We start from the raw sequence: 24392 nt of genomic DNA on the forward strand, positions 1-24392 counted from the left end.
CACCGACCGGTACCCGGCCGTGGCTGGACCTTACTCGGAGAAGCAGGTTGATCACACCGGGTGAGCCGGAGCAAATCTCCGGGGAGATCCCGGGCGGGGCACCGCAGTTTCGGCCGCCGGGTGGGGGTGGGGCCAGGCCCACCCCGGTCCGGGGGGCAGGTGGATTCTGCGGGCGGGGCGGTGTCCCTAGATTCGGTCACGAGCCGCCTCCGGGGCGGGTGGTGGTGAGACGGGGAGAACGTCGTGCGGGGATCGGTGCAGCCGGCGCTGCGGTTGGTGGGGCTGCGGAAGCGGTTCGGGGCGCACGTCGCCGTGGACGGGGTGGACCTGGTGGTGCCGAGCGGGTCGTTCTACGGGCTGGTCGGGCCGAACGGCGCGGGGAAGACGACCGCGCTGTCGATGGCGGTCGGGCTGCTGCGGCCGGACGCCGGGAGTTCGGCGATCCTCGGGGTCGACGTGTGGAGCGACCCGGTGCGGGCCAAGGCGCTGGTGGGGGTGCTGCCGGACGGGATGATGCTGCCGGAGCGGCTGAGCGGGCCCGAAGTGCTGCACTACCTGGGGCGGTTGCGCGGGCTGCCGGGGGCGACGGTGGACGCGCGGGCGGCGGAGCTGCTGGCCGTGCTGGAGCTGGACGGGGCCGGGGACACCCCGGTGATCGACTACTCGACCGGGATGCGCAAGAAGATCGGTCTGGCGACGGCGCTGCTGCACGCGCCGCGGCTGCTGGTGCTGGACGAGCCGTTCGAGGCGGTCGACCCGGTGTCGGCGGCGACGATCCGGGCGATCCTGCGGCGCTTCGTCGCCTCGGGCGGGTCGGTGGTGTTCTCCAGCCACGTGATGGCGCTGGTGGAGCAGCTCTGCGACCACGTCGGGGTGATCGCCGGGGGCCGGGTGCTGGCGGCCGGGCCGGTGGCGGAGGTGCGGGCCGGGCGGGGGCTGGAGGACGTCTTCGTCGAGCTGGTCGGCGCCCGTACCGGCGGGGAGGAGGGGCTGTCGTGGCTGGCGTCGTGAAGTCCGGGGGCGTGCTGGATCCCGGGGGCGTGCTGAACCCCGTCGTCGTCCTGACCGGGATGAAGCTGGCCGTGCTGCGGCGGTCGAGGTCCGGTCCGCGGGCCGCGAGCCTGATCGCGGGCGGGGTGTGCGGCGGTCTGGTGGCGGTGGGCACGGCACTGCTGGGCCTGGTGGACTTCCCGGCGCCGGAGGCCGGGGTGGGCACGATCGCCCTGGTGCTGCTGGTCTGGACGGTCGGCTGGGCGGTCGGGCCGACCCTCACCGGCGGGGACCCGACCCTGCGGCTGTCGTACTTCGCGCTGGTGCCCCAGCCCCCGCGTCGGCTGGCGCTGGGCCTGCTGGCGGCCTCGTTCGTCGGTGTCACCCCGGCGGTCGCCCTGGTCGCCTTCGCCGTGCTGGTGGTGTTCGGCGCCGGGCTGGGGCTGCTGCCCGCGCTGGTGGCGGTGCCCGCCATGCTGCTCCAGCTGCTGTTCGTGGTGGTGCTCGCCAAGCTCGGCGTGCAGGGCCTGGGCCGGGTGGCCCGGTCGCGGCTGGGCTGGGAGCTGTCGGCGCTGCTGGTCGGCCTGGTCTGCGGGTTCCTGAACACCGGCTGGTTCGGGATCGCCTTCTTCTTCAAGCTGCTGGGCGGCCACTGGGCGCCGACCATCGGCACGGTGGTGCGCGTTCTGCCCTCCGGCTGGTCGGTGGTCGCCGTGGACGCCGCCCGGCGCTCCGACTGGGCCCTGGTCGGCGCCTGCCTCGGCGGACTGCTCGCCCTGTGCGGGCTGCTGTTCGCCGCCTGGACGGCGCTGCTGGCCCGGCAGTTGGTGCGCGGTACGGCGGGCGGCGGACGGCCCGCCGGCCGTCGGCGCGGCCGCCCGCGGCTCCTCCCGGACACCCCCGGGGCCGCCGTCCTCGGCAAGGAACTGCGCCTGTGGGCGCGCGACCCGCGCCGGGCCCGCTTCCTGCGGATCGCCCTGTGGACCGGCCTGTTCACCGGCCTGCTGCCGGTGCTCGGCGGCTTCCCGACCGTACTGCCGTGGACGGGCGTGGTCACGGCGCTGTACGCCGGTGCGCTCGGCTCCAGCCTGTACGGGCTGGACGCCGGCGCCCTCTGGCTGACCCTGGTCGCCCCCGGCGCCGAGCGGATCGACGTCCGGGCCCGGCAGCTGGCCTGGCTGCTGCTGGTCGGCCCGGCCGCGCTGCTGCTCACGGTCGCCGGGACGGTGGCCGTCCCGAACGGCTGGGCCTGGCCCTGGCTGCTGGCCGCCCTGCCGGCCGTGCTCGGCGCGGGCGCGGGCCTGGTGCCGCTGATGTCGCTGCTCGGCCCGGCGCCGTTCCCGGACCGGCCGGGCGGCAACCCGCTGGACGGATTCAGCGACGAGAGCGGCGACCAGGTCCGGATGCAGAGCCTCGCCGTCCTGCTGCTCCAGCTGTTCGCCGCGCTGCCGGCCACCGGCGTGGTGCTGGCCGGGACGCTGCTGCACAGCGCACCGCTGCGCTGGGGCGGCGCGGCGGTCGGCCTGGCCACCGGGCTGCTGTTCGCCGGGTGGATGGGCCGGGCGGCCCGGCGCCGGCTGGAGACCCGAGGACCGGAACTGCTGGACGTGATGCGCAAGGGCGTCCGCCGGAAGGCCGGGACGGCGGACCGCTCGCCGCAGGAGCAGGACCTGCTGGACCACCTCTCCCGCCGCCGGACCGCGACCGCCGGGCTGCTGGTGACGGTCGGGGTGCTGAGCACGGCCCCGCAGGGCGGGGTGGCGCTGGCCATGTCGCTGCTCGCGCCGGCCAACCGGAGCTGGTTCCTGGCCCTGTACCTGCCGCCCGCCTGGCAGGTGCCGGTCGCGACGGGGTTCATCCTGCTGGGCTCGGCGTGCTTCGTGGGGGTGTACCGGCTGATCCGGGCCAAGCAGGCGGCCGAGCGGGCAGCTGAGCAGGCGGCCGAGCACGTAACGGGGGGCTGAGACGGGCCCGTTGCGGGGCTGCCATCATGATCGTCCAGCACAGCACAGCACAGCCGCAGGGCAGCACAGCAGGACACCGCACAGCAGGACACCGCACAGAACCGTCGAGCCGACCGGAGGCCCACCCCGTGAGCACCCCGCAGTCCCGAGGCGCCGAGGCGCTGCGCACCGCCCTCCTGGCGCTCGGTCGCCTCGCCGTCCTCACCCTGCTGATCCCGGTCGGCGCGGTGATGGGCGTGCTCTTCGTGGTCTCTTTCCTGCTCTGGGTCGGCGCCGGGCTGGTCCCGTTGTTCCCGGTGACGACCCGGGTGGTCCGCTCCGCCGCCACGGCCGCCCGCTGGGCCTCCGGCCACTGGTCCCAGGTGCCCGTACCGGTGCCGTACGTGCCGCGCCCGGCGCTGGAGCGCACCCTGCACGGCTGGTACTGGACCGGCCACGACTACCACAAGAACCGCTGGTTCGCGGGCTTCGCGCTCAAGCTCCGCTGGCTCTGGAACGACCCGGCGACCTGGCGGGACGCCGCCTGGCTGCTGGTCGACCCGCTGGTCGGCGGCGCCGTCGCGGCCGTGCCCGTCCTGCTGACCGGCTACGGGCTGTACGGGCTGGCGCAGCCCGTACTGCCCGAACCCGGCCCCGGCTACGGCCTGTTGCCGCTGCCCGGGCTGCTCGGACCGCTGCTCGGCCTGGTCCTGGTGCCCGCCGGACTCGCCCTCGCCGGGCCCGCACTGCACCTGCACGGCCGGTGGACCCGTACCCTGCTCGGCCCCACCGAGCGTTCCCGGCTGGCCCATCGGGTCGAGCAGCTCACCGAGATCCGGCTGGACGCCACCGAGGCCCAGGCCGCCGAGCTGCGCCGGATCGAACGGGACCTGCACGACGGCGCCCAGGCCCGGCTGGTCGCCGTCAGCCTGCGGCTCGGCGCGGTGGTGCCGCTGATCGACCGGGACCCGGAGAAGGCGAAGCAGGTGGTGACGGACGCCCAGGAGAACGTCACCCAGGCCCTCCAGGAGCTGCGCGACCTGGTGCGCGGCATCCACCCGCCGGTGCTCGCCGAACGCGGCCTCGCCGAAGGGATCCGGGCGCTCGCGCTGGACGTGCCGTTGAAGGTCGAGGTCCGGGCCGAACTGCCCGGGCGGGCCGAGGCACCGGTGGAGTCGGCGATGTACTTCGCGGTCAGCGAGGCGCTCACCAACGCGGTCAAGCACGGCGACGCCCGGCACGCCGGGGTGGAGCTCACCCACGCCGCCGGACTGCTCCGCGCCGAGGTCTTCGACGACGGCCGGGGCGGCGCCGACCCGGAGGGCGGCAGCGGTCTGCGGGGCATCCAGCGCAGGCTGGCGGTGTTCGACGGTACGCTCACGCTGACCAGCCCCCCGGGGGGGCCGACCAGGCTGATCATGGAGCTACCGTGCGTGTTGTCCTCGCCGAGGACCTCGTCCTGCTGAGGGACGGACTCGAACTCCTGCTGAGCGCCCACGGCCACGACATCGTCGCGGCCGTGGAGAGCGGGCCGGAACTGTCCGCCGCGCTCGCCGAGCACCGCCCCGACATCGCCGTGGTCGACGTCCGGCTGCCCCCCACCTACTCCGACGAGGGCCTCCAGGCGGCGCTGGCGGCCCGCCGCGAACAGCCCGGGCTGCCGGTGCTGGTGCTCTCCCAGCACGTCGAGCAGCTCTACGCCCGGGAGCTGATCGCCGACGGCGCGGGCGGCGTCGGCTACCTGCTCAAGGACCGGGTCTCCAAGGCCGACCAGTTCGTCGACGCCGTCCACACCGTCGCGGCCGGCGGCACCGTCATGGACCCCCAGGTCATCACCCGCCTGCTGGCCCGCAACGCCTACGACGAGCCGCTCGCCATGCTGACCCCGCGCGAACGCGACGTGCTCGAGATGATGGCCGAGGGCCGTTCCAACGCCGCGATCGCCCAGCGGCTGCACTTCAGCGAGGGCGCGGTCAGCAAGCACACCTCCAACATCTTCGCCAAGCTCGGCCTCGGCGCCTCCGACGACGACAACCGCCGCGTCCTGGCAGTACTCGCCTACCTGGACGGAACCCGCGCGGAGTAGGGCACCGGAAGTCGGCGGGGCCGACTTCTGCTGCTGGGGCCATACTGCCGGGGTGGGGGTGCTTGCCGGGGGTGGGGGCGGGGGCGGCCGTCGGTACGATCGGCGTATGGGTGGTGCGAAGGACGAGGCCTGGGACGCGGATGCGGCCGAGCGGGCGGTGGCGGTGTTGAAGGCGGTGGCCGACCCGTCGCGGTACCGGTTGCTGTGGGCGTTGAGCCGCCGGGAGCTGCCGGTCAGCGAGCTGGCCGAGCTGTTGGGCGCGCACGTGGCGGCCACCTCGCAGCACCTGGCGAAGCTGCGGGCGGCGGGGCTGGTGGTGGCCCGCCGGGAGGGGACGCGGATCTTCTACCGCGCCACCGAGGTGCGCGGGCTGCTGACCGAGGCGGCCGTGATCGCCAACGACCTGCCGGACCGCAGCGGTGGTGACGGCGGCGGTGGTGCCGGCGGCGCGGCCGCGGCCGCCGACACGGCGGAGCAGCCCTTCGGCCGGGCCGCCCGGGCCGCCCGCGCCGTCCGGGGGGTGCGCGGCCGCCCGGCGGCCGGCCCGACGGGCTGAGCCGGAGCCGGTCAGGGGTGTGCCGGGGCCGGTCCGGGTTGTGCCGGGGCCGGTCCGGGTTGTGCTGAGCATGCCCAATTGGTCTGGACCACTGGCCGGAACGCGCGGGTCTGCCCGCCCCCGTCCCACCGGGTGACCGCTCCGCCCCGGGGGCCTGCGGAGCGGGGGAGGGCGCGGTCCTTCGCCGACGGACCGAGGGGTGGGGCCGTCGCGCCCCGGGAGTCCGTCGCCCCGACGGCCCCGGCGGCTTCCGGCCGAATTGGTCTCGACCATTGCCCTCCGTCCGCCGGTGCACGAGGCTGCTGCGCACCGGGCACCGAATCATCACGACCGGAGCCCTTGCCCCCGGAACAGGAAGGCAGCAACACGCCCATGCGCAAAGCGATTTCGACCCTGAGTCTGACCGGACTACTGGCTGTCGGCGCGCTGTTGGCCGCGCCGTCCGCGCAGGCCGCCAGCTTCGTCTACATCGGCATGTACCCGAGCGGTGCCGCGTGCGACGCGGCCGGCAAGGACTACGTGGCCCGGGGTGAGGCGATCACCTACTTCTGCGACGTCGCCCCGACCACCGCCCGGCTCTCGATCGTGCCTTCCTGGCGGTAAGTCAGATCCCTTGACTGAAAGGCCCGGTGGCCTCCCCGCCACCGGGCCCGCCACCACCACCGCGGATGACCTGGGCGCGGCGGAACAGCTCGTCCGTCTCGTCGGCCAGCACCCCGCCCAGCAGCAGTCGCGGGTGGTAGAAGGAGTCGGCGGCCTTGGCCACGTCGACGGCGGACAGGTCGATCTGGTCCAGGCCGGTGCGGCGCAGCCCCTCGATCGAGGTGGCCCAGACGACCTGGCCGATGCCGGCCCAGGCGCAGGCGCTCATGCACATGGGGCAGGGTTCGGCGGTGGTGTACAGGGAGGTGCTCGCCCACTCGGGGCTGCCGTAGGGCTGCCCGAAGTCGTCGATGGCGACCATCTCGCCGTGGTGGGTCGGGCCGTCCTGCGCCGCGTTGACGCCCCGGGCCACCACCTCGCCCGAGCGCACCAGCACCGCCCCGAAGGGGTAGCGCTCGTTCCTGCGCCCCTCCTCGATCGCCGCCGCCATGAAGCGCTTGTGGTCGCGGTCGTGCTCGTGGCGCGCGGCGGCCGGTGCCGGGTGCGGCGCCGCACCCACTGCGCCCGCCGCCGTTGCTGCGCCGAGAAAGTGACGCCTGTTCAACACCACGCTGTGCTCCGTCCGGTCGGCGTACGGGGGTTCCGGAGCATTCTCCCCGCCCTACGCCTCCTCCGACCGGTACTCCTGCCGGGCCGCGTCGTAGCCGAACAGGCCCGCGTAGCGGCCCCAGTCGGTGGCGGTCTCCAGCTGCCGGTCGACCTGTTCGCTGGTGTAGTGGTGGGCGAGGAGGTCGCGGAAGAAGCCGGCCCGGACGGTGGCGCCGGGTTCGCCGCCGAGGCTGTTGGCGATCAGCTTGACCAGCGGGACGTCGAGGGCGGCGCCGGCGAAGAGGGCGCGGGAGTCCTGGACGTCGGCGTGGGCGAAGGCGGTGCCGTCCTCGGTGAGCAGGAGGTCGTCGCCGTGGATCTCGGCGAAGCCGAGCAGGTCGAGGGCGTCGACCTGGGGGAGCATGTCGTCGATGTCGAGGCCGAGTTGGTCGGCGAGGTCGGCGAGGTCGCAGCGGCCGGCGCGGTGGGCGATCATCTCGGCCAGGCCGGAGAGGCCGTCCACGCTGGCGCTGGGCAGCGGGGTGTTGGCGACGGTCCGGCGGTCGGGGCGGTCCGGGTCCGTGCGGTCCGGGTCCGTGCGGTCCGGTTCGGTGAGGCCGGGCTCGGTACGGTCCGGCTCGGGGCGCCCGGCCGCCCGGGGGTCCTTGGGGCGGCCGGTCATGATCCGGTAGACCCGGTCGACGAGTTCGTCGAAGGCGGCGGAGTCGCGGTCGCGCGGCCGTTCCAGGTCGACGTCGATGGTCTCCCGGATGGTGCCGTACGGGCGGGAGCCGAGGACGACGACGCGGTCGGCCATCAGCACGGCCTCCTCGATGTTGTGGGTGACCAGGACGACGGCGCGGGTGGGGAACTGGCCGGATTCCCACAGTTCCAGGAGTTCGCCGCGCAGGTTCTCGGCGGTGAGCACGTCGAGCGCGGAGAACGGTTCGTCCATCATCAGCACGTCGGGTTCGACGACCAGGGCCCGGGCGAAGCCGACGCGTTGGCGCATGCCGCCGGAGAGCTCCTTGGGGTAGGCGTTCTCGAAGCCGGTGAGGCCGATCAGGTCGATGGCCTGGTCGGCGGCGCGGGCGCGTTCGCGCGGCGGCACCCCGCGGGCCTCCAGGCCGAGTTCGACGTTCTGCCGGACGGTCAGCCAGGGCAGCAGGGCGAAGGTCTGGAAGACGAGCGCGGTGCCGGGGTTGGCGCCGGTGAGGGGGGTGCCGCGGTAGCGGACGCTGCCGGAGCTGGGCGGCAGCAGGCCGGCCAGGCAGCGCAGCAGGGTGGACTTGCCGGAGCCGGAGCGGCCGAGCAGGGCGACGATCTCGCCGGCCCGGACGGTGAGGTCGATCCCGGAGAGCACCGGGAGTTCGCCGTCGGCGCCGGCGTAGGACTTGGTGAGGCCGACGGTCTCCAGCAGGGTCGCGCCGTCCGCCACGGCGGGCTGGGTGACGGCGGGGGCGGGGCGGGAGGAGAACGGGAAGCGCATCGGGGGGAACCTCATTGGAGCGAGTAACGGCGTTCGGCCAGGCGGTACAACCGGCGCCAGACCAGGCGGTTGAGGGCGACGACGTACAGGCTCATCACCGCGACCCCGGCGAGCAGGTGCGGGTGGTCGCCGCGTTCGGTGGCGCCGGCGATGTACGCGCCGAGGCCGGTGGCGGTGAGGGTGGTGCCGCCGAAGGTGACCACCTCGGAGACGATGGAGGCGTTCCAGGCGCCGCCGGAGGCGGTGATGCCGCCGGTGACGTACGCCGGGAAGATGCCGGGGACGATGAGCCGCCGCCAGCGCTGCAGGCCGCGCACGCCGAGGTTGTCCATGGCCTCGCGCAGGTCGCTGGGGATCGCCATGGCGCCGGCGATGGCGTTGAACAGGATGTACCACTGGGCGCCGAGGGCCATCAGCAGCACGCCGCCGAGGTCGATCGACAGGCCGGTGCGCAGCAGCAGCCAGACCACCAGCGGGAACAGGAAGTTGGCGGGGAAGCTGGCGAGCACCTGGACCAGCGGCTGGGCGATCCTGGTCAGCCGGGGGGAGAAGCCGATCCGCACGCCGATCGGCACCCAGACGACGGTGGCGACCGCGACCAGCACCACCACCCGGGCCAGGGTGGCGAGGCCGAGCAGCAGGGGCTCGCCGAAGACGCCGAGGCCGGTGGTGCCGGCGAGGTAGCGGCCGAGGTCGACCAGGCCCCAGAGCACGATGCCGCCGGAGACGACGGTGAAGAGGAGGTCGCCGGTGCGCTGCCGGGCGCGGCTGACCGCGAGCGGCCGGTCGTCGGTGCCGAAGACCCGTCCGGCCCGGTCCAGGGCCCGGCCGAGGGGCCGCAGCACCCGGCCGAGCAGCCCGGGCAGCCGGGAGCGGCGCAGCAGGGCGAGCACGACGGAGCGCTGCACCTCGGTGGCCTCGGACTGCTCGTTCTTGAAGCGTTCGGCCCAGGCGGTGAGCGGCCGCCAGAACAGGAAGTTCACGCCGATGACCAGGACGGCCATGGTGGCGATCGCCCAGCCGACCCGGCCGAGGTCGCCGGCGGCGATGGCGGCGCCCGCGTAGGAGCCGACCCCGGGCAGGGCGTAGCGCTGGTTGTCGACGCTGATCGCCTCGGAGGCGACCAGGAAGAACCAGCCGCCGCCGAAGCTGAGCATGCCGTTCCAGACCAGGCCGATCATGCCGGAGGGCAGTTCGACCTTCCAGAACCGCATCCACCGGCTGAACCGGAAGGAGCGGGACAGCTCGTCGAGTTCGCGCGGCAGCGAGACCAGGGAGTGGTAGAAGCCGAAGGTCATGTTCCACGCCTGGGACGTGAAGATGGCGAACACGGCCGCGCACTCCAGGCCGAGCTCGGAGCCGGGGAAGAGGGCGAGGAAGCCGGTGACGGCGACGGTCAGGAAGGCGAGCACCGGCACCGACTGGAGGATGTCCAGCGCGGGGATCAGCACCCGTTCCAGCCGGCGGCTGCGGGCGGCGGCGTAGGCGTAGCCGAAGGTGAAGCCGACCGAGAGGACCAGCGCCGCGAACATCCGCAGCAGCGAGCGCGCCGCGTCGTACGGCAGCCGGGCCGGGTCGGTGTCCACGGCGGCGTCGCGCGCGGTGGAGAACCGTACGGTGGTGCCCTGTCCGACCCGCAGTGCGAGGTAGAGCAGGACCAGGACGGCGGCGGCCACGACCACGTCCGCCCAGCCCGCCCGGGGGGCCCGGCCCGCCCGGGACGGGCGGCCCGCGGTCCGGGGCGGCAGCGGGCCCCGGGACGGGCCCGGGGCGGACTTCGGGAAGGACATGACGGGGACCTCCGGCGCAAACCCGGGCAGTCTGCTCCCTTCTGACGTCCGTACGCAAATGGACCGGTGTTTCGGTCCGGTGCTCAGGCCGGACAGGGCCTACGCGGTTTCGACGAACTCCAGCAGGTTGCCGACCGGGTCGGTGGTGTAGAAGCGGCGCCGGGGCGGGAGGCTGTCGTCCCAGACGACCTGGGCGCCGAGTCCGGCGAGGAGTTCGGCGAAGTCCTCGATCTCGCAGACCGCCATGCCGGGGTGGGCCTTGACGCTGGGGCGGAAGCGCTCCTCGATGCCGAGGTAGAGCCGGACCCGGCCGCCGTCGGCGGCGAACCAGCAGCCGCCGCGGCCGGTCAGCGGCTGGGGCTTGGGGATCTCGGCCATCTGCAGGACGTCGCCGTAGAAGGCGCGCAGCAGGGGCTCGCTGCCGGGCGGCGCGGAGAGCTGGACGTGGTCGAGGGCCGTGATCACTTCGGCTTCCTCTCGGAGGGGTCGGACGGGGTGGACGTGGCGTGCTGCCGGGCCGCGGTGACCAGCAGCCGGGCGGTCGGGGTGGGCAGGCCGAGGTGGTGGGCGATCCACTGGGGGTCGTGCCCGTGGGTGGCGAACACCCAGGCGGTGTACAGCCGGTTGAGGCCGGGGGCGTCGGGGCCGAGCAGGAGCGGGCGGACCTGCTCCATCGGGAAGCCCTCCAGCGAGCGGGCGCTGAACCACTGGGCGTCGTCCTCCGGAGCGGGCGGTACGGCCAGGCCCGCCCGCTGCCGGCTGTGGGCCAGCAGCAGGGCGAGCAGCAGCCCGACGGCCGAGCCGCCGATGAGCACGCCGGAGAGGAACAGGCGCAGCGGGGCGGGGGCGGCGCCGAGGGCGGCGACCTGGAGGGCCAGGAGGAGCACGGCGACGCAGAGCGCCGTACCTCGGCTCGTCCAGGGGAACAGGGCGGTCCGGGGCATGCGGTGTCCTCCTCCGGTGGTGTCGGTGCTGGCGGTGGTGCCACTGGCGCTGCGGCGGGGCCGGCCTCAGGCGGCGCGGACCAGCCGGGGGTCGTACTTGTAGCCGATCTGCCGGACGGTGGCGATCGCCTCCCGGTGGCCGGGGCCGAGCTTGCGGCGGATCCGGGCGATGTGGGTGGCGATGGTGCGGGTGTCGCCGGTGTCCGGCCGGCCCCAGACGGACTCCATCAGCTGGCGGCGGGAGTGCACCCGCAGCGGGTTGCCGACCAGGTGGGCGAGCAGTTCGAACTCCAGGTACGGCATGTCGAGTTGCTGGCCGTCGACGGTGACGGTGCGCTGCTCCGGGTCGACCACCAGGCCGGCCGAGTCGAGGACGGGCCGCGGGCCGGGGACGGGCCGGGCGGCGGGGACGGGCCGCAGGACGGGGGCGGCGGTGTGGTCCGAGAAGATGGCGTCGAGCCTGCGGTAGCGCACGGCCATGGCGGATGCTCCTTCGGCTGGTGGGGTCGGTCGGGTCAGTGGCCGGGGTGCCAGGAGGCTTCCAGTCGGGCCGTCCCGTCCGGGCCGGTGACGGAGTGCCAGCTGGCCCGCATCCGGGTGGGCCGGTCGTTCGGGAGTCCCGGGGTCGGGCTCGGGGCCGGGGCGCCGACGGCGCGCAGCACGGTGTTGTCGAGCGGGCTGGCGGCCAGCCGTCGGCCCACCGCGGCGAGGGCGGCGCGCAGTCGGCCGCGATCGGTGGACGGGAGGGCGGGCTGGAAAGCGGCAACGATGGACATGGCTGGTCACCTCCGTGACAGGACAGGCAAGATCTGAACAAGTGCGCTGGTGCGCAGGGGAGTTGATGATTCAGGCAGCGGCGGGCGCGGGCGCGGGCGTGGTCGCGGCGGCGGCCCGGTGGCGGGCGGCGGCGAGGGCGATCCGGTGCGCGGCGGCCGGCGGGAGGTCCGCGAAGCGGGCGAGCCAGTCCGGGCGGTGGCCCTGGCGGGCCAGCAGGTAGGCCAGGTGGACACGCGGCTCGTACGCGGAGGCCGGGGTGTTGCGGGTGCCCGAGCGGGGGCAGCTGCCGGGGTCGTCGAGGCGGTAGGCGCGCTCGACGCCGTCGTGCAGGGCGAGTCGGACGCTGGGGCAGTGGTGGAAGAGGTGGTGGAAGGGGGTGGTGGTGCGCATGGCCGTACTGCCTTCCTTCCCCCGGGTGCGGGGTGGTCGAGGGTTCCGGGGCGGGGCCGGGGGCGGCGGGCCGTCGTGTGCGGCGCCGCCCTCGGCGTCCGGGTCAGTGGTTCAGTGCGGTCTGCACGATCTTGACGATCACCATCACCATCGCGACCAGCAGGTAGACGCGCAGGGCGCCCATGCCGAGCTTGCGGGTGGTGGACATCACCGGCTTCTCCAAGGTCTCCAGCGGGGGCATCCGCCAGTTCTCCCGGCCGGTGCGGTCGATCGGGTCCTCCTTGGTGCCGCGGCGGCCGGAGAGGAAGGAGTACCCGGCGACCAGGACGCCCGCCACCCCGCAGCCGGCCATGATCCGCAGGATCGCGTCCGAGCTGATGTCCGGCCAGACGACGGCCGCGGTGAGGATCAGCGACAGGGTGACCAGCACGCCGACCACGGCGGCGGTGAAGGCGTTGGTCTTGGGACCGTTCACCCAGGGGCCGAGCACGGCCTTGTCGTTGCAGAGCAGCAGCAGGAAGACGGTGGCGGAGGGCAGCAGCACCCCGGCCAGCACCTGGACGAACTGGGTGATCAGGCCCTGGGTGTAGCCGTTGGACAGCAGGGTGATCGTCGCGGCGACGGCCACCAGTCCGGCGTACACGGCGTAGAAGCCCTTGGCGCCCTTGACCCCGCGGTGCAGCGAGTGCTTGATGCCGAAGACGTCGCCGATGGCGTAGGCGGTGGAGAGCGAGACGGCGAAGGCGCCGATGATCGAGGCGTCCAGCAGGGCGATGGCGAACAGCACGCCCGCCAGGTGGCCGGCCTTGTCCTCGATGCCCTTGGCGACGGCCCCGGCGTCGGAGAACTGGCCGAAGCCGTCGGTGCCCGCGAAGGCGGCGGCGGTGAAGCCCATCATGGCGGCGGCGCCGATGATCACGATCGCGATGCCGATCCAGAGATCGGCCTTCTCGTACCTCATGAAGCGCGGGGTGATCCGCTTGTCGATGACGTACGACTGCTGGAAGAACAGCTGCCAGGGGGCGACGGTGGTGCCGACGATCGAGATGATCACCAGCATGACCGCGGCCAACTCGCCCGCGCCGCCCGGCATCTGCGGCACCACGAAGTCGTGGGCCATCTGCGAGGTCTTCGGGTGGACCATGAAGTAGATCGGCACCAGCAGCAGCGAGCCTATGCACAGGGTCACCGCGACCCGCTCGAAGCGCTGGAAGGAGCCGGTGAAGGCCGAGGCGATGATGATCGCCGCCGCCAGCACCACCGAGGCGACCTTGGGCAGGCCCAGGTAGCCGGCCGCGAGCGTCACGCCGATGAACTCGGTGACCAGGGTGAGGGCGTTGAGCAGGAAGAGGTCGATGACGCTGAACGCGCCCCAGAACTTGCCGAAGCGCTCCAGGATCAGCCGGGCGTGGCCGACACCGGTGACCGCGCCCAGGCGCAGCACCATCTCCTGGTTGACGTACAGCACGGGCACCAGCATCAGCAGCGTCCACAGCAGCTGGGTGCCGTAGTTCTGGCCGGCCTGGCCGTAGGTGGAGAAGGCGCCGGCGTCGTTGTCGCCGACCATCACGATCAGGCCGGGGCCGACGATCGCCAGCAGGGTCTTGAGTCTTGCCGACAGACCCTGGCGCGGTGCGTCGTCATCGAGCTTGATGGTGCCGAGCGCACCCTTGATGTCGCCGACGTGGGCGTCGTCCAGGACGGCCGAACGCGGCTTCTGCGGCTTGGAGTTGAGTGTGGCGTTGGTGGTCATGACGTTCCTCCCGTGGACCCCGGGACAGGCGGGGTGATGGGGGCGCGCAGCAGTAATTCCCCCTGCGTGCGGGCACGGCGCACCGGCCCGCGGCGGGGCGTGCCGGGGTGGGCACGGCGGAGCCGCGTGCGTGCTGGTGAACGGTGCGACGACGTCGCCGCCATGACGTGACGGTGTGTCAGTTATACGCGCAGGGAAGGTTGTTACCGCGTGCCGGAGGTGTACGAGGACAGGCGGGGGCAGGGGCTACTGTGGCCCGGACTACTGCAATCCATGTCTCTCGCCTCCTCCCGGTCGACGCACCCCGTGGTGCGTTTCATCGACGCGGCAAGGAGTTCACCGGCGCGCGGAACGTCCACCGGTTCACCCCAACTCGTCAGAGCTTTGGCACTCCACGGCGTGTCCGGCCCGTTCGGGGCGGAAGCCACTTCGGATCAACCCTTAGGTCGGGAAGATCTGTCCTAACCCTGGGCGTCTCTCGACGTCGTCGGATCAGTGGCCTGTGTCCGTGAAGAAGCCTCACCGAACGAGGTGCCTTCTTCAAACCTCCAGAAGCATAGACCGGCGGGGGCGCGATACTTGCGCACTTGGTAGAACCTTTACCTTTCGCGAGGCGTGACGTCCGTCCGGGTGACGCGGGTTTGAGCGCCACGTGACGACGGAACGACTTCCCGCCGGATCCGTACCCGCACACGCAGCTGAGGGGTGGCATGGCGACCGCAGGCTCCCAGACCGCAGGACCTCCGGGGGCTCCCCGGCGGGCGAGGGCGCTGGCGCTCGCCCGGCGCCCGAAGCTCTGGCTCTTCCCCGGCGTCCTGTGCGCCCTGGTGGCCGCGCTGCTCTCGCTGCTCTACCTGGGCGGCATCGTCAACCCGACCGGGCACCTGCACCGGCTGCCGATCGCCCTGGTGAACGCCGACCAGGCCCCGCCCCCGCCCGGCCAGCCGGTCAACCTCGGCACCCAGCTGACCCGCGCCGTGGTGGCCGGGACCCCGGACGACACCGTCCGCTGGCGCCAGACCGACGACGCGGGCGCCCGCGACCTGCTCGCCGCCGGCAAGGTCTACGGCGTGCTGCTCGTCCCCGCCGACTTCACCGCCACCGTCACCGCGCTCGCCACCGGCGGGGCCACTCACCGGCCCACCCTCACCGTCCTCACCAACCCCGGCCTGGGCAGCCTCGGCTCCTCGATCGCCGCCCAGATCGCCCAGAACGCCGCCCACCAGGCCTCGGTCGCGGCCGGACAGCGGCTGCTGGCCGCCGTACCGGCCCAGGGCGGCCCGGGCGCCCAGGGGCCGGACACCGGCGCCACCGCCCGGCTGCTGCTCGCCGACCCGTTCGCCGTCGCCACCCAGGTCGGCCACCCGATCGGCAGCCACAGCGGCCTCGGCCTGAGCGCCTTCTACTTCACCCTGCTCGCCGTGCTGACCGGCTTCATCGGCGGCAACATCATCCACAACGGCGTCGACACCGCGCTCGGCTACAGCGACAGCGAGATCGGCCCCTGGCACACCCGCCGCCCGACCGTCCCGATCAGCCGCACCCAGACCCTGCTGCTCAAGATGCTGATGACCGCCGGGATCATGCTGGTCACCACCTCCCTGGTGCTGCTCTGCACGGCCGGGATCCTCGGCATGGACGCCCCGCACCAGGCCCTGCTGTGGGTGTTCGCCTACTGCGCCAGCCTCGCCGTCGGCCTCGGCGTGCAGGCGATCAACGCCGCGTTCGGCGGGATCGGGCAGCTGGTGTCCATGTTCGTGTTCATCGCGCTCGCCCTGCCGTCCTCCGGGGCGACCGTCCCGCTCCAGGCGGTGCCCGGCTTCTACCGCTTCCTGGCCGTCTTCGAGCCGATGCGGCAGCTGAGCGACGGCATCCGGGCGATCCTCTTCTTCGACGCCCGCTCGGACGCCGGGCTGGCCCGCGGCTGGGTCATGATCGCCATCGGGGTGGCGCTGGCCCTGGCCTTCGGCTTCGGGATGACCCGCTACTACGACCGCAAGGGCCTGCACCGCTGGACGCCCCAGCCCTCGGAGTAGCCGCTCCTAGGCCTTGGTGACGGTCACCTTGAGGTGCTTCATGATCGGCTGGTCGCTCTGGGTGCTGTGGTCGCCGATCGCGCACAGCACGTTCAGCTCCGGCATGTACCCGGCCGCGCAGCCGCGCGGGATGTCGTACGGGACGGCCAGGTAGCCGTGCACCGAGCGGGTGGAGCCGTCCCGGGCGGTGCTGGTGATGTCCACCGGGTCGAACTCGGCGATGCCGCGCTCGCGCATGTCGTCCCGGTTGAGGAAGACCAGGGTGCGCAGGTTCTTCACGCCCCGGTAGCGGTCGTCGTCCGAGTAGATGGTGGTGTTCCACTGGTCGTGCGAGCGCATTGTGCCGAGCGCCAGGGTGCCGGGCGCGGGGACGACGTCGGGCAGCGCGGCGGCGGAGAACTCGGCCTTGCCGGAGGGGGTGAGGAAGACCAGTTCGCGGGCGGGCTGCTTGATCCGGAAGCCCAGCGGCAGCCGCACCCGGCGGTTGAAGTCCTCGAAGCCGTCCAGGACTTCGGCCATGGTGTCGCGGATCCGGTCGTAGTCCTCGATGTACCACTCCCACGGGGTGGGGCTGTCCGGCAGGGCCGCGCGGGCCATCCCGGCGACGATCGCGGGCTCGGAGAGCAGGTGCGGTGAGGCCGGGCGCTTCATGCCGGCCGACAGGTGCACCATGCTCATCGAGTCCTCGACCGAGGTGGACTGCACCCCGGCGCGCTGGTGGTCCTTCTCGGTCCGGCCGAGGCAGGGCAGGATCAGCGCCCGGCGGCCGTGCACCAGGTGGCTGCGGTTCAGCTTGGTGCTCACCTGGACGGTCAACTCGCAGGTGCGCAGGGCCTGGTAGGTGTAGGGGGAGTCCGGGGCGGCGAGCGCGAAGTTGCCGCCCATGCCGACGAAGACGGTCACCTCGCCGCGCCGCATCGCCTCGATCGTCCCGACCGTGTCCAGGCCGTGGGCGCGCGGCGGGTCGATCCGGCAGACCGCGCCGAGCCGGTCCAGGAAGGCGTCGGCCGGCCGGTGGTCGATCCCGCAGGTGCGGTTGCCCTGGACGTTGCTGTGCCCGCGCACCGGCGAGGGCCCGGCCCCCTCCCGGCCCAGGTTGCCGCGCAGCAGCAGCAGGTTGACGATCTCCCGTACGGTGTCCACCCCGTGCTCGTGCTGGGTGACGCCCAGGCACCAGCTGAAGATCGAGCGGTCCGCCTCGCGGTAGACCCGCGCCGCCTTGAGGATCTCCGCCCGGCCCAGCCCGCTCTGGCGCTCCAGCTCCGCCCAGGGCGTCTGCTCGCAGACGCGCCGGTAGGCCGCGAAGCCGCTGGTGTGCCGCTCGATGAAGAGCCGGTCCAGCGCCCCGTCGTCGGCCGCGGACTGCTCCAGGAGCGCCTTCGCCATGCCGCGCAGCAGCGCCATGTCGCCGCCGATCCGCGGCTGGAGGTTGAGCGTGCTGGTGCGGGTCGCCCGGTTCAGCGCCATGTCGGTGAAGTCGTGGGGGATGATCGTCCGGGTCGCCGCCGCCTCGACCAGCGGGTTGACGTGCACGATCTGCGCGCCGCGCCGGAAGGCCTCGGCGAGCGAGGTGAGCATCCGGGGCGCGTTGGAGGCCGCGTTGACGCCCAGGATGAACAGCGCGTCGGTGACCTCCCAGTCCTTGAGGTCGACCGTCCCCTTCCCGGTGCCCAGCGCCGCCTGGAGGGCCCGTCCACTGGCCTCGTGGCACATGTTGGAGCAGTCGGGGAGGTTGTTGGTGCCCAGCTCGCGGGCCATCAGCTGGTAGAGGAAGGTCGCCTCGTTGCCGAGCCGGCCGGAGGTGTAGAAGGCCGCCCGGTTCGGGTCGTCCAGCCCCCGCAGGGTGCGGCCGACCAGGTCGAACGCGTCCTTCCAGCCGATCGGCAGGTAGTGGTCGGTGTCCGGGTCGTAGACCATCGGCTCGGTGAGCCGGCCCTGGTCCTCCAGGGCGAAGTCGCTCCAGTCGGACAGCTCGGTCACCGAGTGCGCGGCGAAGAACTCCCGGCCGACCCGCTTGCGGGTCATCTCCCAGGTGACGTGCTTGATGCCGTTCTCGCAGATGTCCAGGTGCAGGCCCTTGGTGTCGTCCGGCCAGGCGCAGCCCGGGCAGTCGAAGCCGCCGTTCTCGTGGTTCATCCGCATGACGGCCCGCGGGCCGTCCAGGTACGCCCCCTCGCGGGCCATGAAACGGGTGACGCTCTTCGCCGCGCCCCAGCCGGCGGCGGGGTGGTGGTACGGCGCGTAGCGGGGCGGCGCGGCGGGGGAGGGGCCGACCTCCTCCGGCTGCTGCGGGGCGGCGGCGGTCGCTTCGTCGTCGGAGGTGGTCACGGTGCTCGCCTTCCGTCGCGCGGCTGGGTCACTCGGGGGTCCGGGTCGACGCTACGCCGGGCCGTCGGCCCCCGCGCGTCGACCGCTACGGCTCCGGCGCGTTGGCCGCTACGGCCCCGCGCGTCGACCGCTACGGCTCCGGCAAGGCGCCCAGCACCCCGGCCAGGTCCGTCCGCCGGGCCACCTCCCGCAGGGCGCGGGCCATCACCGACCCCGGCTCCCGGGCCGCGGTCACCAGCCCGATCGGCGTGCTGTGCACCGGCTCCACCAGCGGGACGGCCCGCATCCCGGGCGGCACCCCGAACACGTGCAGCCAGGCGTACGGCACCACGCTCGCCCAGTGGCCGGTGCGCACGTGCGCGAACAGCGAGCCCACCGAGTCCGTCTCCACCCGGGGCACCGGCGCCAGTCCGAGGCCCGCGAACACCCCGTCCAGCACCCGGCGGCCCTGCATGCCCGGGTGCAGCAGGCACAGCGGCAGCCGGGAGGCCTCCGTCCAGGTGGCGTGCGGCTGCCCGGCGAGACCGTCGGCGGGGCCGGTCAGCAGGACGTACCGCTCCTCGTACAGCGGGACGGTGCGCACGCCCTCGGTGCCCTGCTCCGGGAGGTAGCTGAGACCCGCGTCGATCTCGAAGTTCCGTACCTGGCGCAGGAGTTCATCGGCGCGCAGGTCGGTGGACAGCTCCACGGCGGCCAGCGGGTGGGCGGTGCAGAACGGCCCGGTGAGCAGCGGGACGGCCCCCGAGGCGGTCGGCACCGAGCCGATCCGCAGCCGTCCGCTCAGTCCGGTGCGCAGCGCGTCCACCTCGTCCCGCAGGGCGTCCCGGTCGGCCAGGATGCGCTGCGCCCACCGCACGATCCGCTCGCCCTCGGGGGTCAGGCCCTCGTACGCCCGGCCGCGCCGCACCAGCAGCACCCCCAGTTCGTCCTCCAGCTTGCGCAGCGCCTCGGACAGCGCCGGCTGGGAGACCAGGCAGGCCTGGGCGGCGCGGGCGAAGTGCCGCTCGCGGGCGAGGGCGACCAGGTACTCGAGCTGGCGGAACAGCATCTACTCGGCCTCGGCCTCGGCGGTGTGCCCGGCCTCGGTCAGGTCGATCCGGTCGGTGCGGGTGTACACGTTCATCGAGTCGCCGCGCAGGAAGCCGACCAGGGTCAGCCCGCTCTCCTCGGCCAGGTCCACCGCCAGCGAGGACGGCGCGGAGACGGCGGCGAGCGCCGGGATGCCGGCCATCACCGCCTTCTGCACCAGCTCGAAGGAGGCCCGGCCGCTGACCATCAGCACCGTGCCCCGGGCCGGCAGCAGGCCCTCGCGCAGCGCGTGGCCGACCACCTTGTCCACCGCGTTGTGCCGCCCCACGTCCTCGCGCAGGCAGAGCAGCCGGCCCTGCGCGTCGAACAGCCCGGCCGCGTGCAGGCCGCCGGTGCTGTCGAAGACCTTCTGGGCGGCGCGCAGCCGGTCCGGCAGCGCGGACAGCAGCTCGGGGGTGATCCGCAGCCCGTCCGCCGCGACGCTCCACGGCGCGGTGGTGCGCACCGCGTCCAGGCTGGCCTTGCCGCACAGGCCGCAGGAGGAGGTGGTGTAGAAGTTGCGCTCCAGCGAGGCGTCCGGGGCGGGCACACCGGCCGCGAGCACCACGTCCACCACGTTGTAGGTGTTGCCGCCGTCGGCGGTGGCCCCGGCGCAGTAGCGGATCCCGGCCAGGTGGTCGGCGGCGTGCAGCACGCCCTCGCTGACCAGGAAGCCGGCCGCGAGGTCGAAGTCGCTGCCGGGGGTGCGCATGGTCACCGTCAGCGGACGGCCGCCGACCCGGATCTCCATCGGCTCCTCGGCGGCCAGGGTGTCGGGGCGGTGCGAGGGCACGCCCTTGCGCAGCCGCAGCACCCTGCGGGGTACGGTCACTCGGCCCATGGTCGTCGGCTCCTCGGGGTCGGTCAGCTCTGTACGGATGAATCCTCGCGCGTTTCCGGGCCGGCCGGGCGCCCGGGGAGGTGGCGGCGGCTGTGGAGGCCGGTGACCGCCAGGCAGAGCACGCCCACGGCGGCCATGCCGATCAGCAGCGCGGGGTAGGACGCGTGGCCGACGGTGCCGGCGAGCAGCAGCGGGGTGAGGAAGCCGCTGGAGGTGGTGCTCTGGTAGAGCGCGGCGGAGGTCGGGCCGGTGGGGCCGCGTCCGGTGCCGGGGTCGGCGCTGCGGGCGGTGAGCCGCTCCACCTCGTGCAGGCCCGCGCCGAGGGTCAGTCCGTACCCGGTGCCGAGCACGACGGCGGCCGCCAGCACCAGCCCCACCGAGTCGCGGTCGGCGGCCAGCGCGCCGAGCAGCAGTCCGGCGATCACCGTCGCCATCGCGGTGAGGGTGGCCCGGGCGCTGCCCGCGTCGTCCAGCCGGGCCGCGAAGGGCTGGGCGAGCACTCCCATGGCGAGCGTCAGGGCCGCCACCAGACCGCTGAACAGCGGTGCGTAGCCCGGAAGATGGTGGGCGACCAGCGGCGGCAGCACGACGTAGCCGACGGTCGCGGCGCCCAGCACGGCGGGGCTGGCGGGCAGCACGACGTAGCGGAACCGGGGGTGCTGCACGGCCGCGCGGTGGTGCTCCGCGGGCCGGACCGGGCGGCGCACCGGCGCCGTGTCCGGGAGCCGGCCGGTGGCCCGCAGGACCAGCAGACAGGCCGCGGCGTGGGCGAGGCAGGGCACGACGGTCGGATCGGGCAGCCACTCCGAGAGGACGCCGGAGGCCAGCGCACCGGCCGAGAAGCCGATCCCGGTGGCGTACATCGCGCGGCGCGCGGCGGCCACCGGCGACACCCCGGGGCCGGAGAGCTCCCGCAGCCAGGTCGTCCCGGCCAGGAACACCAGCCCGGCCGCGAAGCCGGTCGCCAGCCGGGCGACGTACCCGGTGGGCTCGTCGGCCAGCGCCAGCAGTGCGCTCGCGGCCGCCGACAGGGCGAGCCCGGCCCGCACCGTGCGCCGGCGCCCGTACCGGTCCGCGGCCGGGCCGCCCAGCAGCAGCCCGGGCACCAGCCCGACCAGGTACACCGAGAACATCCCGGCCAGCGACACCGGCGACCAGTCCGTGTGCGCCCGGTAGACGCTCGCCAGCGCGGTGAACTGGTTCGCGCCCCAGGCGGCGACCGCCACGGCGGCCGCGGCCGGTATCCAGCGGGCGGTGCGCACGTGCGGGGTCTCCTCGGACGGTTCGCTCGGACGGGGAATCCGGCGGCGGTGGGCCGCCCGTCCAGTGTCCTGTCCGGCATCGTCGCAGGTCAAAGAGGTCGTACCAGTCGTCCGATCGGCGCGGCCTATCGAACGGCTCGGCCCCGGACGGCCCCCGCTAGCCGCCGCCGCCCACCGCCAGCACGACCGCGCTCGCCGCGCCGCCCGGCGTCTCGTAGTTCACCGTCTCCCCGGCGTGGCGGCCCAGCAGCGCCTTCCCGAGCGGGCTGTCGTACGTCACCAGGGTCAGCTCGCGCTCCTCGGCCAGCTCGGAGATCTCGACGGTCTCCTGCTCGCCGTCGGAGAACCGCACGGTGACCGTCGACCCCACCCCGATCACGTCCGTGGACGGCGCCCCGGCCACCTCGGCCTCCCGCAGCCGCCCCTCCAGCTCGGCGATCCGCCGGTCCAGCCGCGCCACGTCCGAGGCCCGCTGCAACTCGTCCGCCGCGTCGGCGCGGTCCCCCACCGGATCCTCCCCGCGCAGGGTCGCGGCCACCTCCCCCCGCTCCGCCCGCAGCTGCGCCAACTCGTCCTGCACGGCACGCAGCCCCTCGGCACTGATCGGTTCCGGCCCACCGCTCATTGCACGCTCCCGGGTCTCTGAGGGAACACCCAAACACCGGTCGCCTCTCATTACCCCACCCCACCGAAGCCCGGGCAAATCCTCGGCGGACGCAGGCCGGGACGCGGGCCGGGACGCGCGACGGGGCACCGGCCGGGCCGGGCCGGGGTCAGCGGGCGAGACGTTCGGCCGGGACGACCGGTTCGAGAAAGCGGCTGGCCGCGCCGTGCCAGGAGACGGCGAGGGCCTCGCGGGCGCGGGTGCAGGCCACGAACAGTAGGTTCAGCTCCCCGTTGAGGTCCTCCCGGTGCTGCTGCGGGTCGGTGTCCTCCGGGGTGAGCGCGTTGCCGTTGGGCACCATGGCGTCGCCGACGCCCACCACGGCGACGCAACGGAACTCCAGGCCCTTCATCCGGTGCATGGTGCCGATCCGCACGCCGGGGGCCGGCGCGCTGCCGAGCAGGTGGGCCGGGGTGCCGGCCTGCTCCAGCGCCCGGGCCGTGTCGCGGCCGAGTTGGGCGGTGCGGGTGGCGACGCCGATGTCCTCCGGGCCGACCCCCGAGGCGGTCCACGCCTCGATCCGGGCGACCAGGGCCCGGAGCTCCTCGGCCTGGTCGGCGTGGCCGCGCGCCTCGGGCTGGGCGCCATGCAGGGTCGAGTGGTAGCCGACCAGCGACTCCTCGCCGCCGTCCAGGTCGTCCGGGCGTTCGCCGGTGAGCAGCGAGGCGGCCCAGCTCAGGATCTCGTGCGTGGTGCGGTAGTTGACGCGCAGTCGGGAGGAGCGGCCGACCACCTGGATGCCGAGCGAGCGCAGCGAGACCTTGTTGCCGTAGATCCGCTGGTGGGGGTCGCCGGCCAGGAACAGGTCGTCCGGTCCGGGGGCGGCGAGTGCGCGCAGGAAGCGCCACTGCGCGGGGTGGAGGTCCTGCGCCTCGTCGACCACCACGTGCCGGAACGGGCGTTCGTCCCGTTCGTCGAGGGACCGGGCGGCGTGCGCGCAGACCTGGAGGAAGGTCCGCTCCCCGCTCTGCCGCAGCTCCTCCTCGAACGCGGCCACCGTGCGCCACAGTTGGGCGCGTTGCAGCGGGCCGAGCGCGGTGCCCCGGCCGGTCCGCGGCGCCTTGAGGTACTGCTCGGGGCTCTCGATCGCCTGGGCCAGGACGACCTGCCGCCACTCCTGGTCCAGGAAGACGTCGGTGAAGTCGACCCCGAGCCGCTGCCCGACCCGGCGCCAACGGGCCAGCACCGCCCGCTGGTTGAACAGGATCTTCAACGGGGCGCCGCCGAGCGAGCGGCGCAGCACCTCGTTCGCCAGGGCGTCGACGGTGACCACCCGGACCTTGGCCCGGATCCGCCCGTCGGTGATCAACAGGCCCAGGCAGCGCTCCAGTTCGGCGGCGAGGTCCTTGGTGTAGGTGGTGAGCAGCACCGACCCGTCGGGGGCGTCGGCGGGCAGTCGGCGGGCCAGGTGGTAGGCCCGGTGCAGGGCGACCACGGTCTTGCCGGTCCCGGGGCCGCCGGTGACCCGGGCCGGGCCCTGGTACGAACCCCGGTAGGCGATCCGGTACTGGGCCGGGTGCAGGAAGATCCGCCAGGCGTCGAAGGGGCGCTCCAGGATCTCCTGGAGCTCCTCGGGCCCGGACACCAGGGCGACCCGGCCGCGGGCGTGGGCCATCGCCGAGATCAGTTCGTCCCCGGGGCGCCCGGTGCCCGCCGGGTCCGCCGCCCGTGCGTACGCCTGGACGATCTCGCGGTCGATCTCGGCCGGTTCCATCCCGCTGGCCAGGCCGACCAGCACGTCGAACTGCTGCTCCGGCAGGACCCGGTGGAGCGCCTCCAGGTGCGCCTCGTCGGGCAGCAGGCGGATGATCGGCAGGATCTCCTCCTCGATGCCCAGGCTGCGCAGGACCTTGTCGGAGCGGTCGGCGAAGAGCCGCTGGGGCTCGTCCGAGGCCCGGGCCCGCAGCGAGGCGGAGGCGCGCTCCAGGGCGACGTCGTTGCGGATCTCGACGCCCTGGGTGGCGGCGTTCACCGAGGCGCGGTGCTTGAGCGCCCAGTCGTTGGCCTTGTCGTGGGGGAGCACCTTGAGCAGCAGGTAGCCGTCGCCCCGGTCGGCCTTGAGGACGACCCCGCGCCAGAAGTCGGTGATCCGGATGGTCCGGATCCGCGGGTCCCGCTGGTGGGTGAGCTTCTCCAGGTGGGTGCCGGCGTGGGTCGCCCCGGTGAACTTCTCGAAGGTCTCGAAGACCCGCCGCTGCACCGACCGCTCCAGCGCCGCGAACTCCAGCAGGAAGTCCCGGTGCATCCCCAACGTCGCCACCCGGGCCCCCTCACGCCTCTGTCC

At 73.9% G+C, this 24392-nt stretch carries 22 protein-coding genes and 1 riboswitch; of the genes, 7 read left to right on the plus strand and 15 right to left on the minus strand.

The features are described 5' to 3' along the window. Window positions 1-243: 243 nt before the first annotated feature. The 6 genes from ACFV8H_RS05230 (at window position 244) to ACFV8H_RS05255 (ending at window position 6178) form a co-directional block, all read left to right on the plus strand. Window positions 244-1011, plus strand: a complete 768-nt coding sequence (locus ACFV8H_RS05230; RefSeq protein WP_380396601.1) for an ABC transporter ATP-binding protein — start codon at window positions 244-246, stop codon at window positions 1009-1011. After that, the gene (locus ACFV8H_RS05235) at window positions 996-2954 is read left to right on the plus strand and encodes a hypothetical protein (RefSeq protein ID WP_380396602.1); all 1959 of its coding nucleotides are present in this window, start codon (window positions 996-998) and stop codon (window positions 2952-2954) included. Before ACFV8H_RS05230 ends, ACFV8H_RS05235 begins: the two co-directional genes overlap by 16 nt. Before the next feature lie 128 nt (window positions 2955-3082). Beyond that, a complete protein-coding gene (locus ACFV8H_RS05240) occupies window positions 3083-4399 on the plus strand; it encodes a sensor histidine kinase (RefSeq protein WP_380396603.1) in 1317 nt (438 codons plus the stop codon). Further along, window positions 4363-5019 carry a LuxR C-terminal-related transcriptional regulator gene (locus ACFV8H_RS05245; protein WP_380396605.1) on the plus strand — a complete coding sequence of 219 codons (657 nt, stop codon included), beginning with the start codon at window positions 4363-4365 and terminating at the stop codon, window positions 5017-5019. Before ACFV8H_RS05240 ends, ACFV8H_RS05245 begins: the two co-directional genes overlap by 37 nt. Window positions 5020-5125: 106 nt before the next feature. Further along, window positions 5126-5575, plus strand: coding sequence for an ArsR/SmtB family transcription factor (locus ACFV8H_RS05250; protein WP_380396607.1), 450 nt, complete (start codon window positions 5126-5128; stop codon window positions 5573-5575). Between the two features lie 372 nt (window positions 5576-5947). Next, window positions 5948-6178 carry a hypothetical protein gene (locus ACFV8H_RS05255; protein WP_375894324.1) on the plus strand — a complete coding sequence of 77 codons (231 nt, stop codon included), beginning with the start codon at window positions 5948-5950 and terminating at the stop codon, window positions 6176-6178. A 1-nt stretch (window position 6179) separates the two neighbouring features. Here ACFV8H_RS05255 and ACFV8H_RS05260 read toward each other — a convergent pair whose 3' ends face one another. From ACFV8H_RS05260 to ACFV8H_RS05300, 9 genes are all read right to left on the minus strand, one after another. After that, window positions 6180-6788 (minus strand): nucleoside deaminase, encoded by a 609-nt coding sequence (locus tag ACFV8H_RS05260; RefSeq protein WP_380396609.1) that lies wholly within the window; start codon window positions 6786-6788, stop codon window positions 6180-6182. Window positions 6789-6839: 51 nt separating this feature from the next. Next, on the minus strand, window positions 6840-8255 hold the full coding sequence (locus ACFV8H_RS05265; protein ID WP_380396693.1) for a nitrate/sulfonate/bicarbonate ABC transporter ATP-binding protein: 1416 nt from the start codon (window positions 8253-8255) through the stop codon (window positions 6840-6842). Between the two features lie 11 nt (window positions 8256-8266). Then, window positions 8267-10045 (minus strand): ABC transporter permease, encoded by a 1779-nt coding sequence (locus ACFV8H_RS05270; protein ID WP_380396611.1) that lies wholly within the window; start codon window positions 10043-10045, stop codon window positions 8267-8269. A gap of 99 nt (window positions 10046-10144) precedes the next feature. Next, window positions 10145-10510 carry a glyoxalase gene (locus ACFV8H_RS05275; protein ID WP_380396613.1) on the minus strand — a complete coding sequence of 122 codons (366 nt, stop codon included), beginning with the start codon at window positions 10508-10510 and terminating at the stop codon, window positions 10145-10147. Further along, entirely contained in the window at window positions 10507-10989 is a 483-nt protein-coding gene (locus tag ACFV8H_RS05280) for a hypothetical protein (RefSeq protein WP_380396615.1), read from the minus strand. Before ACFV8H_RS05280 ends, ACFV8H_RS05275 begins: the two co-directional genes overlap by 4 nt. Before the next feature lie 66 nt (window positions 10990-11055). Continuing rightward, window positions 11056-11469: a winged helix-turn-helix domain-containing protein gene (locus ACFV8H_RS05285; RefSeq protein WP_380396617.1), complete on the minus strand. Its 414-nt coding sequence runs from the start codon at window positions 11467-11469 to the stop codon at window positions 11056-11058. A 35-nt stretch (window positions 11470-11504) separates the two neighbouring features. Further along, the gene (locus ACFV8H_RS05290; RefSeq protein ID WP_380396619.1) at window positions 11505-11765 is read right to left on the minus strand and encodes a hypothetical protein; all 261 of its coding nucleotides are present in this window, start codon (window positions 11763-11765) and stop codon (window positions 11505-11507) included. A 70-nt stretch (window positions 11766-11835) separates the two neighbouring features. Next, window positions 11836-12156 (minus strand): hypothetical protein, encoded by a 321-nt coding sequence (locus tag ACFV8H_RS05295; RefSeq protein ID WP_375894309.1) that lies wholly within the window; start codon window positions 12154-12156, stop codon window positions 11836-11838. A 103-nt stretch (window positions 12157-12259) separates the two neighbouring features. Further along, window positions 12260-13909: an NRAMP family divalent metal transporter gene (locus ACFV8H_RS05300; protein ID WP_380396621.1), complete on the minus strand. Its 1650-nt coding sequence runs from the start codon at window positions 13907-13909 to the stop codon at window positions 12260-12262. Window positions 13910-14269: 360 nt separating this feature from the next. Continuing rightward, window positions 14270-14447, minus strand: a riboswitch (M-box (ykoK) riboswitch). Window positions 14448-14619: 172 nt separating this feature from the next. Between ACFV8H_RS05300 and ACFV8H_RS05305 the strand changes: the two genes are divergently transcribed. Further along, window positions 14620-15945 carry a YhgE/Pip domain-containing protein gene (locus ACFV8H_RS05305; RefSeq protein WP_380396623.1) on the plus strand — a complete coding sequence of 442 codons (1326 nt, stop codon included), beginning with the start codon at window positions 14620-14622 and terminating at the stop codon, window positions 15943-15945. A gap of 6 nt (window positions 15946-15951) precedes the next feature. Here ACFV8H_RS05305 and ACFV8H_RS05310 read toward each other — a convergent pair whose 3' ends face one another. The 6 genes from ACFV8H_RS05310 to ACFV8H_RS05335 form a co-directional block, all read right to left on the minus strand. Next, on the minus strand, window positions 15952-18273 hold the full coding sequence (locus ACFV8H_RS05310; protein ID WP_380396625.1) for an FdhF/YdeP family oxidoreductase: 2322 nt from the start codon (window positions 18271-18273) through the stop codon (window positions 15952-15954). Between the two features lie 130 nt (window positions 18274-18403). Further along, the gene (locus tag ACFV8H_RS05315) at window positions 18404-19321 is read right to left on the minus strand and encodes a LysR family transcriptional regulator (RefSeq protein WP_380396627.1); all 918 of its coding nucleotides are present in this window, start codon (window positions 19319-19321) and stop codon (window positions 18404-18406) included. Next, window positions 19322-20182 (minus strand): formate dehydrogenase accessory sulfurtransferase FdhD, encoded by an 861-nt coding sequence (fdhD, locus tag ACFV8H_RS05320; RefSeq protein ID WP_380396628.1) that lies wholly within the window; start codon window positions 20180-20182, stop codon window positions 19322-19324. 23 nt (window positions 20183-20205) lie between these two features. Further along, window positions 20206-21444 carry an MFS transporter gene (locus ACFV8H_RS05325; protein WP_380396630.1) on the minus strand — a complete coding sequence of 413 codons (1239 nt, stop codon included), beginning with the start codon at window positions 21442-21444 and terminating at the stop codon, window positions 20206-20208. A 157-nt stretch (window positions 21445-21601) separates the two neighbouring features. After that, window positions 21602-22069 carry a GreA/GreB family elongation factor gene (locus ACFV8H_RS05330; RefSeq protein ID WP_380396632.1) on the minus strand — a complete coding sequence of 156 codons (468 nt, stop codon included), beginning with the start codon at window positions 22067-22069 and terminating at the stop codon, window positions 21602-21604. Between the two features lie 148 nt (window positions 22070-22217). Then, window positions 22218-24353, minus strand: coding sequence for a UvrD-helicase domain-containing protein (locus tag ACFV8H_RS05335; RefSeq protein WP_380396695.1), 2136 nt, complete (start codon window positions 24351-24353; stop codon window positions 22218-22220). Window positions 24354-24392: the final 39 nt, after the last annotated feature.

The organism is Kitasatospora sp. NPDC059827 (genome assembly GCF_042731675.1).
Classification (GTDB): domain Bacteria; phylum Actinomycetota; class Actinomycetes; order Streptomycetales; family Streptomycetaceae; genus Kitasatospora.

What these genes read in the sequence shown, in the direction of transcription:
- ACFV8H_RS05305 (WP_380396623.1), top strand. Translation starts at nt 14,620, where the DNA reads ATGGCGACCGCAGGCTCCCAGACCGCAGGACCTCCGGGGGCTCCCCGG.
- fdhD (WP_380396628.1), bottom strand. Translation starts at nt 20,182, where the DNA reads ATGGGCCGAGTGACCGTACCCCGCAGGGTGCTGCGGCTGCGCAAGGGC.
- ACFV8H_RS05335 (WP_380396695.1), bottom strand. Translation starts at nt 24,353, where the DNA reads ATGCACCGGGACTTCCTGCTGGAGTTCGCGGCGCTGGAGCGGTCGGTG.
- ACFV8H_RS05300 (WP_380396621.1), bottom strand. Translation starts at nt 13,909, where the DNA reads ATGACCACCAACGCCACACTCAACTCCAAGCCGCAGAAGCCGCGTTCG.
- ACFV8H_RS05280 (WP_380396615.1), bottom strand. Translation starts at nt 10,989, where the DNA reads ATGCCCCGGACCGCCCTGTTCCCCTGGACGAGCCGAGGTACGGCGCTC.
- ACFV8H_RS05255 (WP_375894324.1), top strand. Translation starts at nt 5,948, where the DNA reads ATGCGCAAAGCGATTTCGACCCTGAGTCTGACCGGACTACTGGCTGTC.
- ACFV8H_RS05270 (WP_380396611.1), bottom strand. Translation starts at nt 10,045, where the DNA reads ATGTCCTTCCCGAAGTCCGCCCCGGGCCCGTCCCGGGGCCCGCTGCCG.
- ACFV8H_RS05315 (WP_380396627.1), bottom strand. Translation starts at nt 19,321, where the DNA reads ATGCTGTTCCGCCAGCTCGAGTACCTGGTCGCCCTCGCCCGCGAGCGG.
- ACFV8H_RS05285 (WP_380396617.1), bottom strand. Translation starts at nt 11,469, where the DNA reads ATGGCCGTGCGCTACCGCAGGCTCGACGCCATCTTCTCGGACCACACC.
- ACFV8H_RS05330 (WP_380396632.1), bottom strand. Translation starts at nt 22,069, where the DNA reads ATGAGCGGTGGGCCGGAACCGATCAGTGCCGAGGGGCTGCGTGCCGTG.
- ACFV8H_RS05265 (WP_380396693.1), bottom strand. Translation starts at nt 8,255, where the DNA reads ATGCGCTTCCCGTTCTCCTCCCGCCCCGCCCCCGCCGTCACCCAGCCC.
- ACFV8H_RS05250 (WP_380396607.1), top strand. Translation starts at nt 5,126, where the DNA reads ATGGGTGGTGCGAAGGACGAGGCCTGGGACGCGGATGCGGCCGAGCGG.
- ACFV8H_RS05295 (WP_375894309.1), bottom strand. Translation starts at nt 12,156, where the DNA reads ATGCGCACCACCACCCCCTTCCACCACCTCTTCCACCACTGCCCCAGC.
- ACFV8H_RS05290 (WP_380396619.1), bottom strand. Translation starts at nt 11,765, where the DNA reads ATGTCCATCGTTGCCGCTTTCCAGCCCGCCCTCCCGTCCACCGATCGC.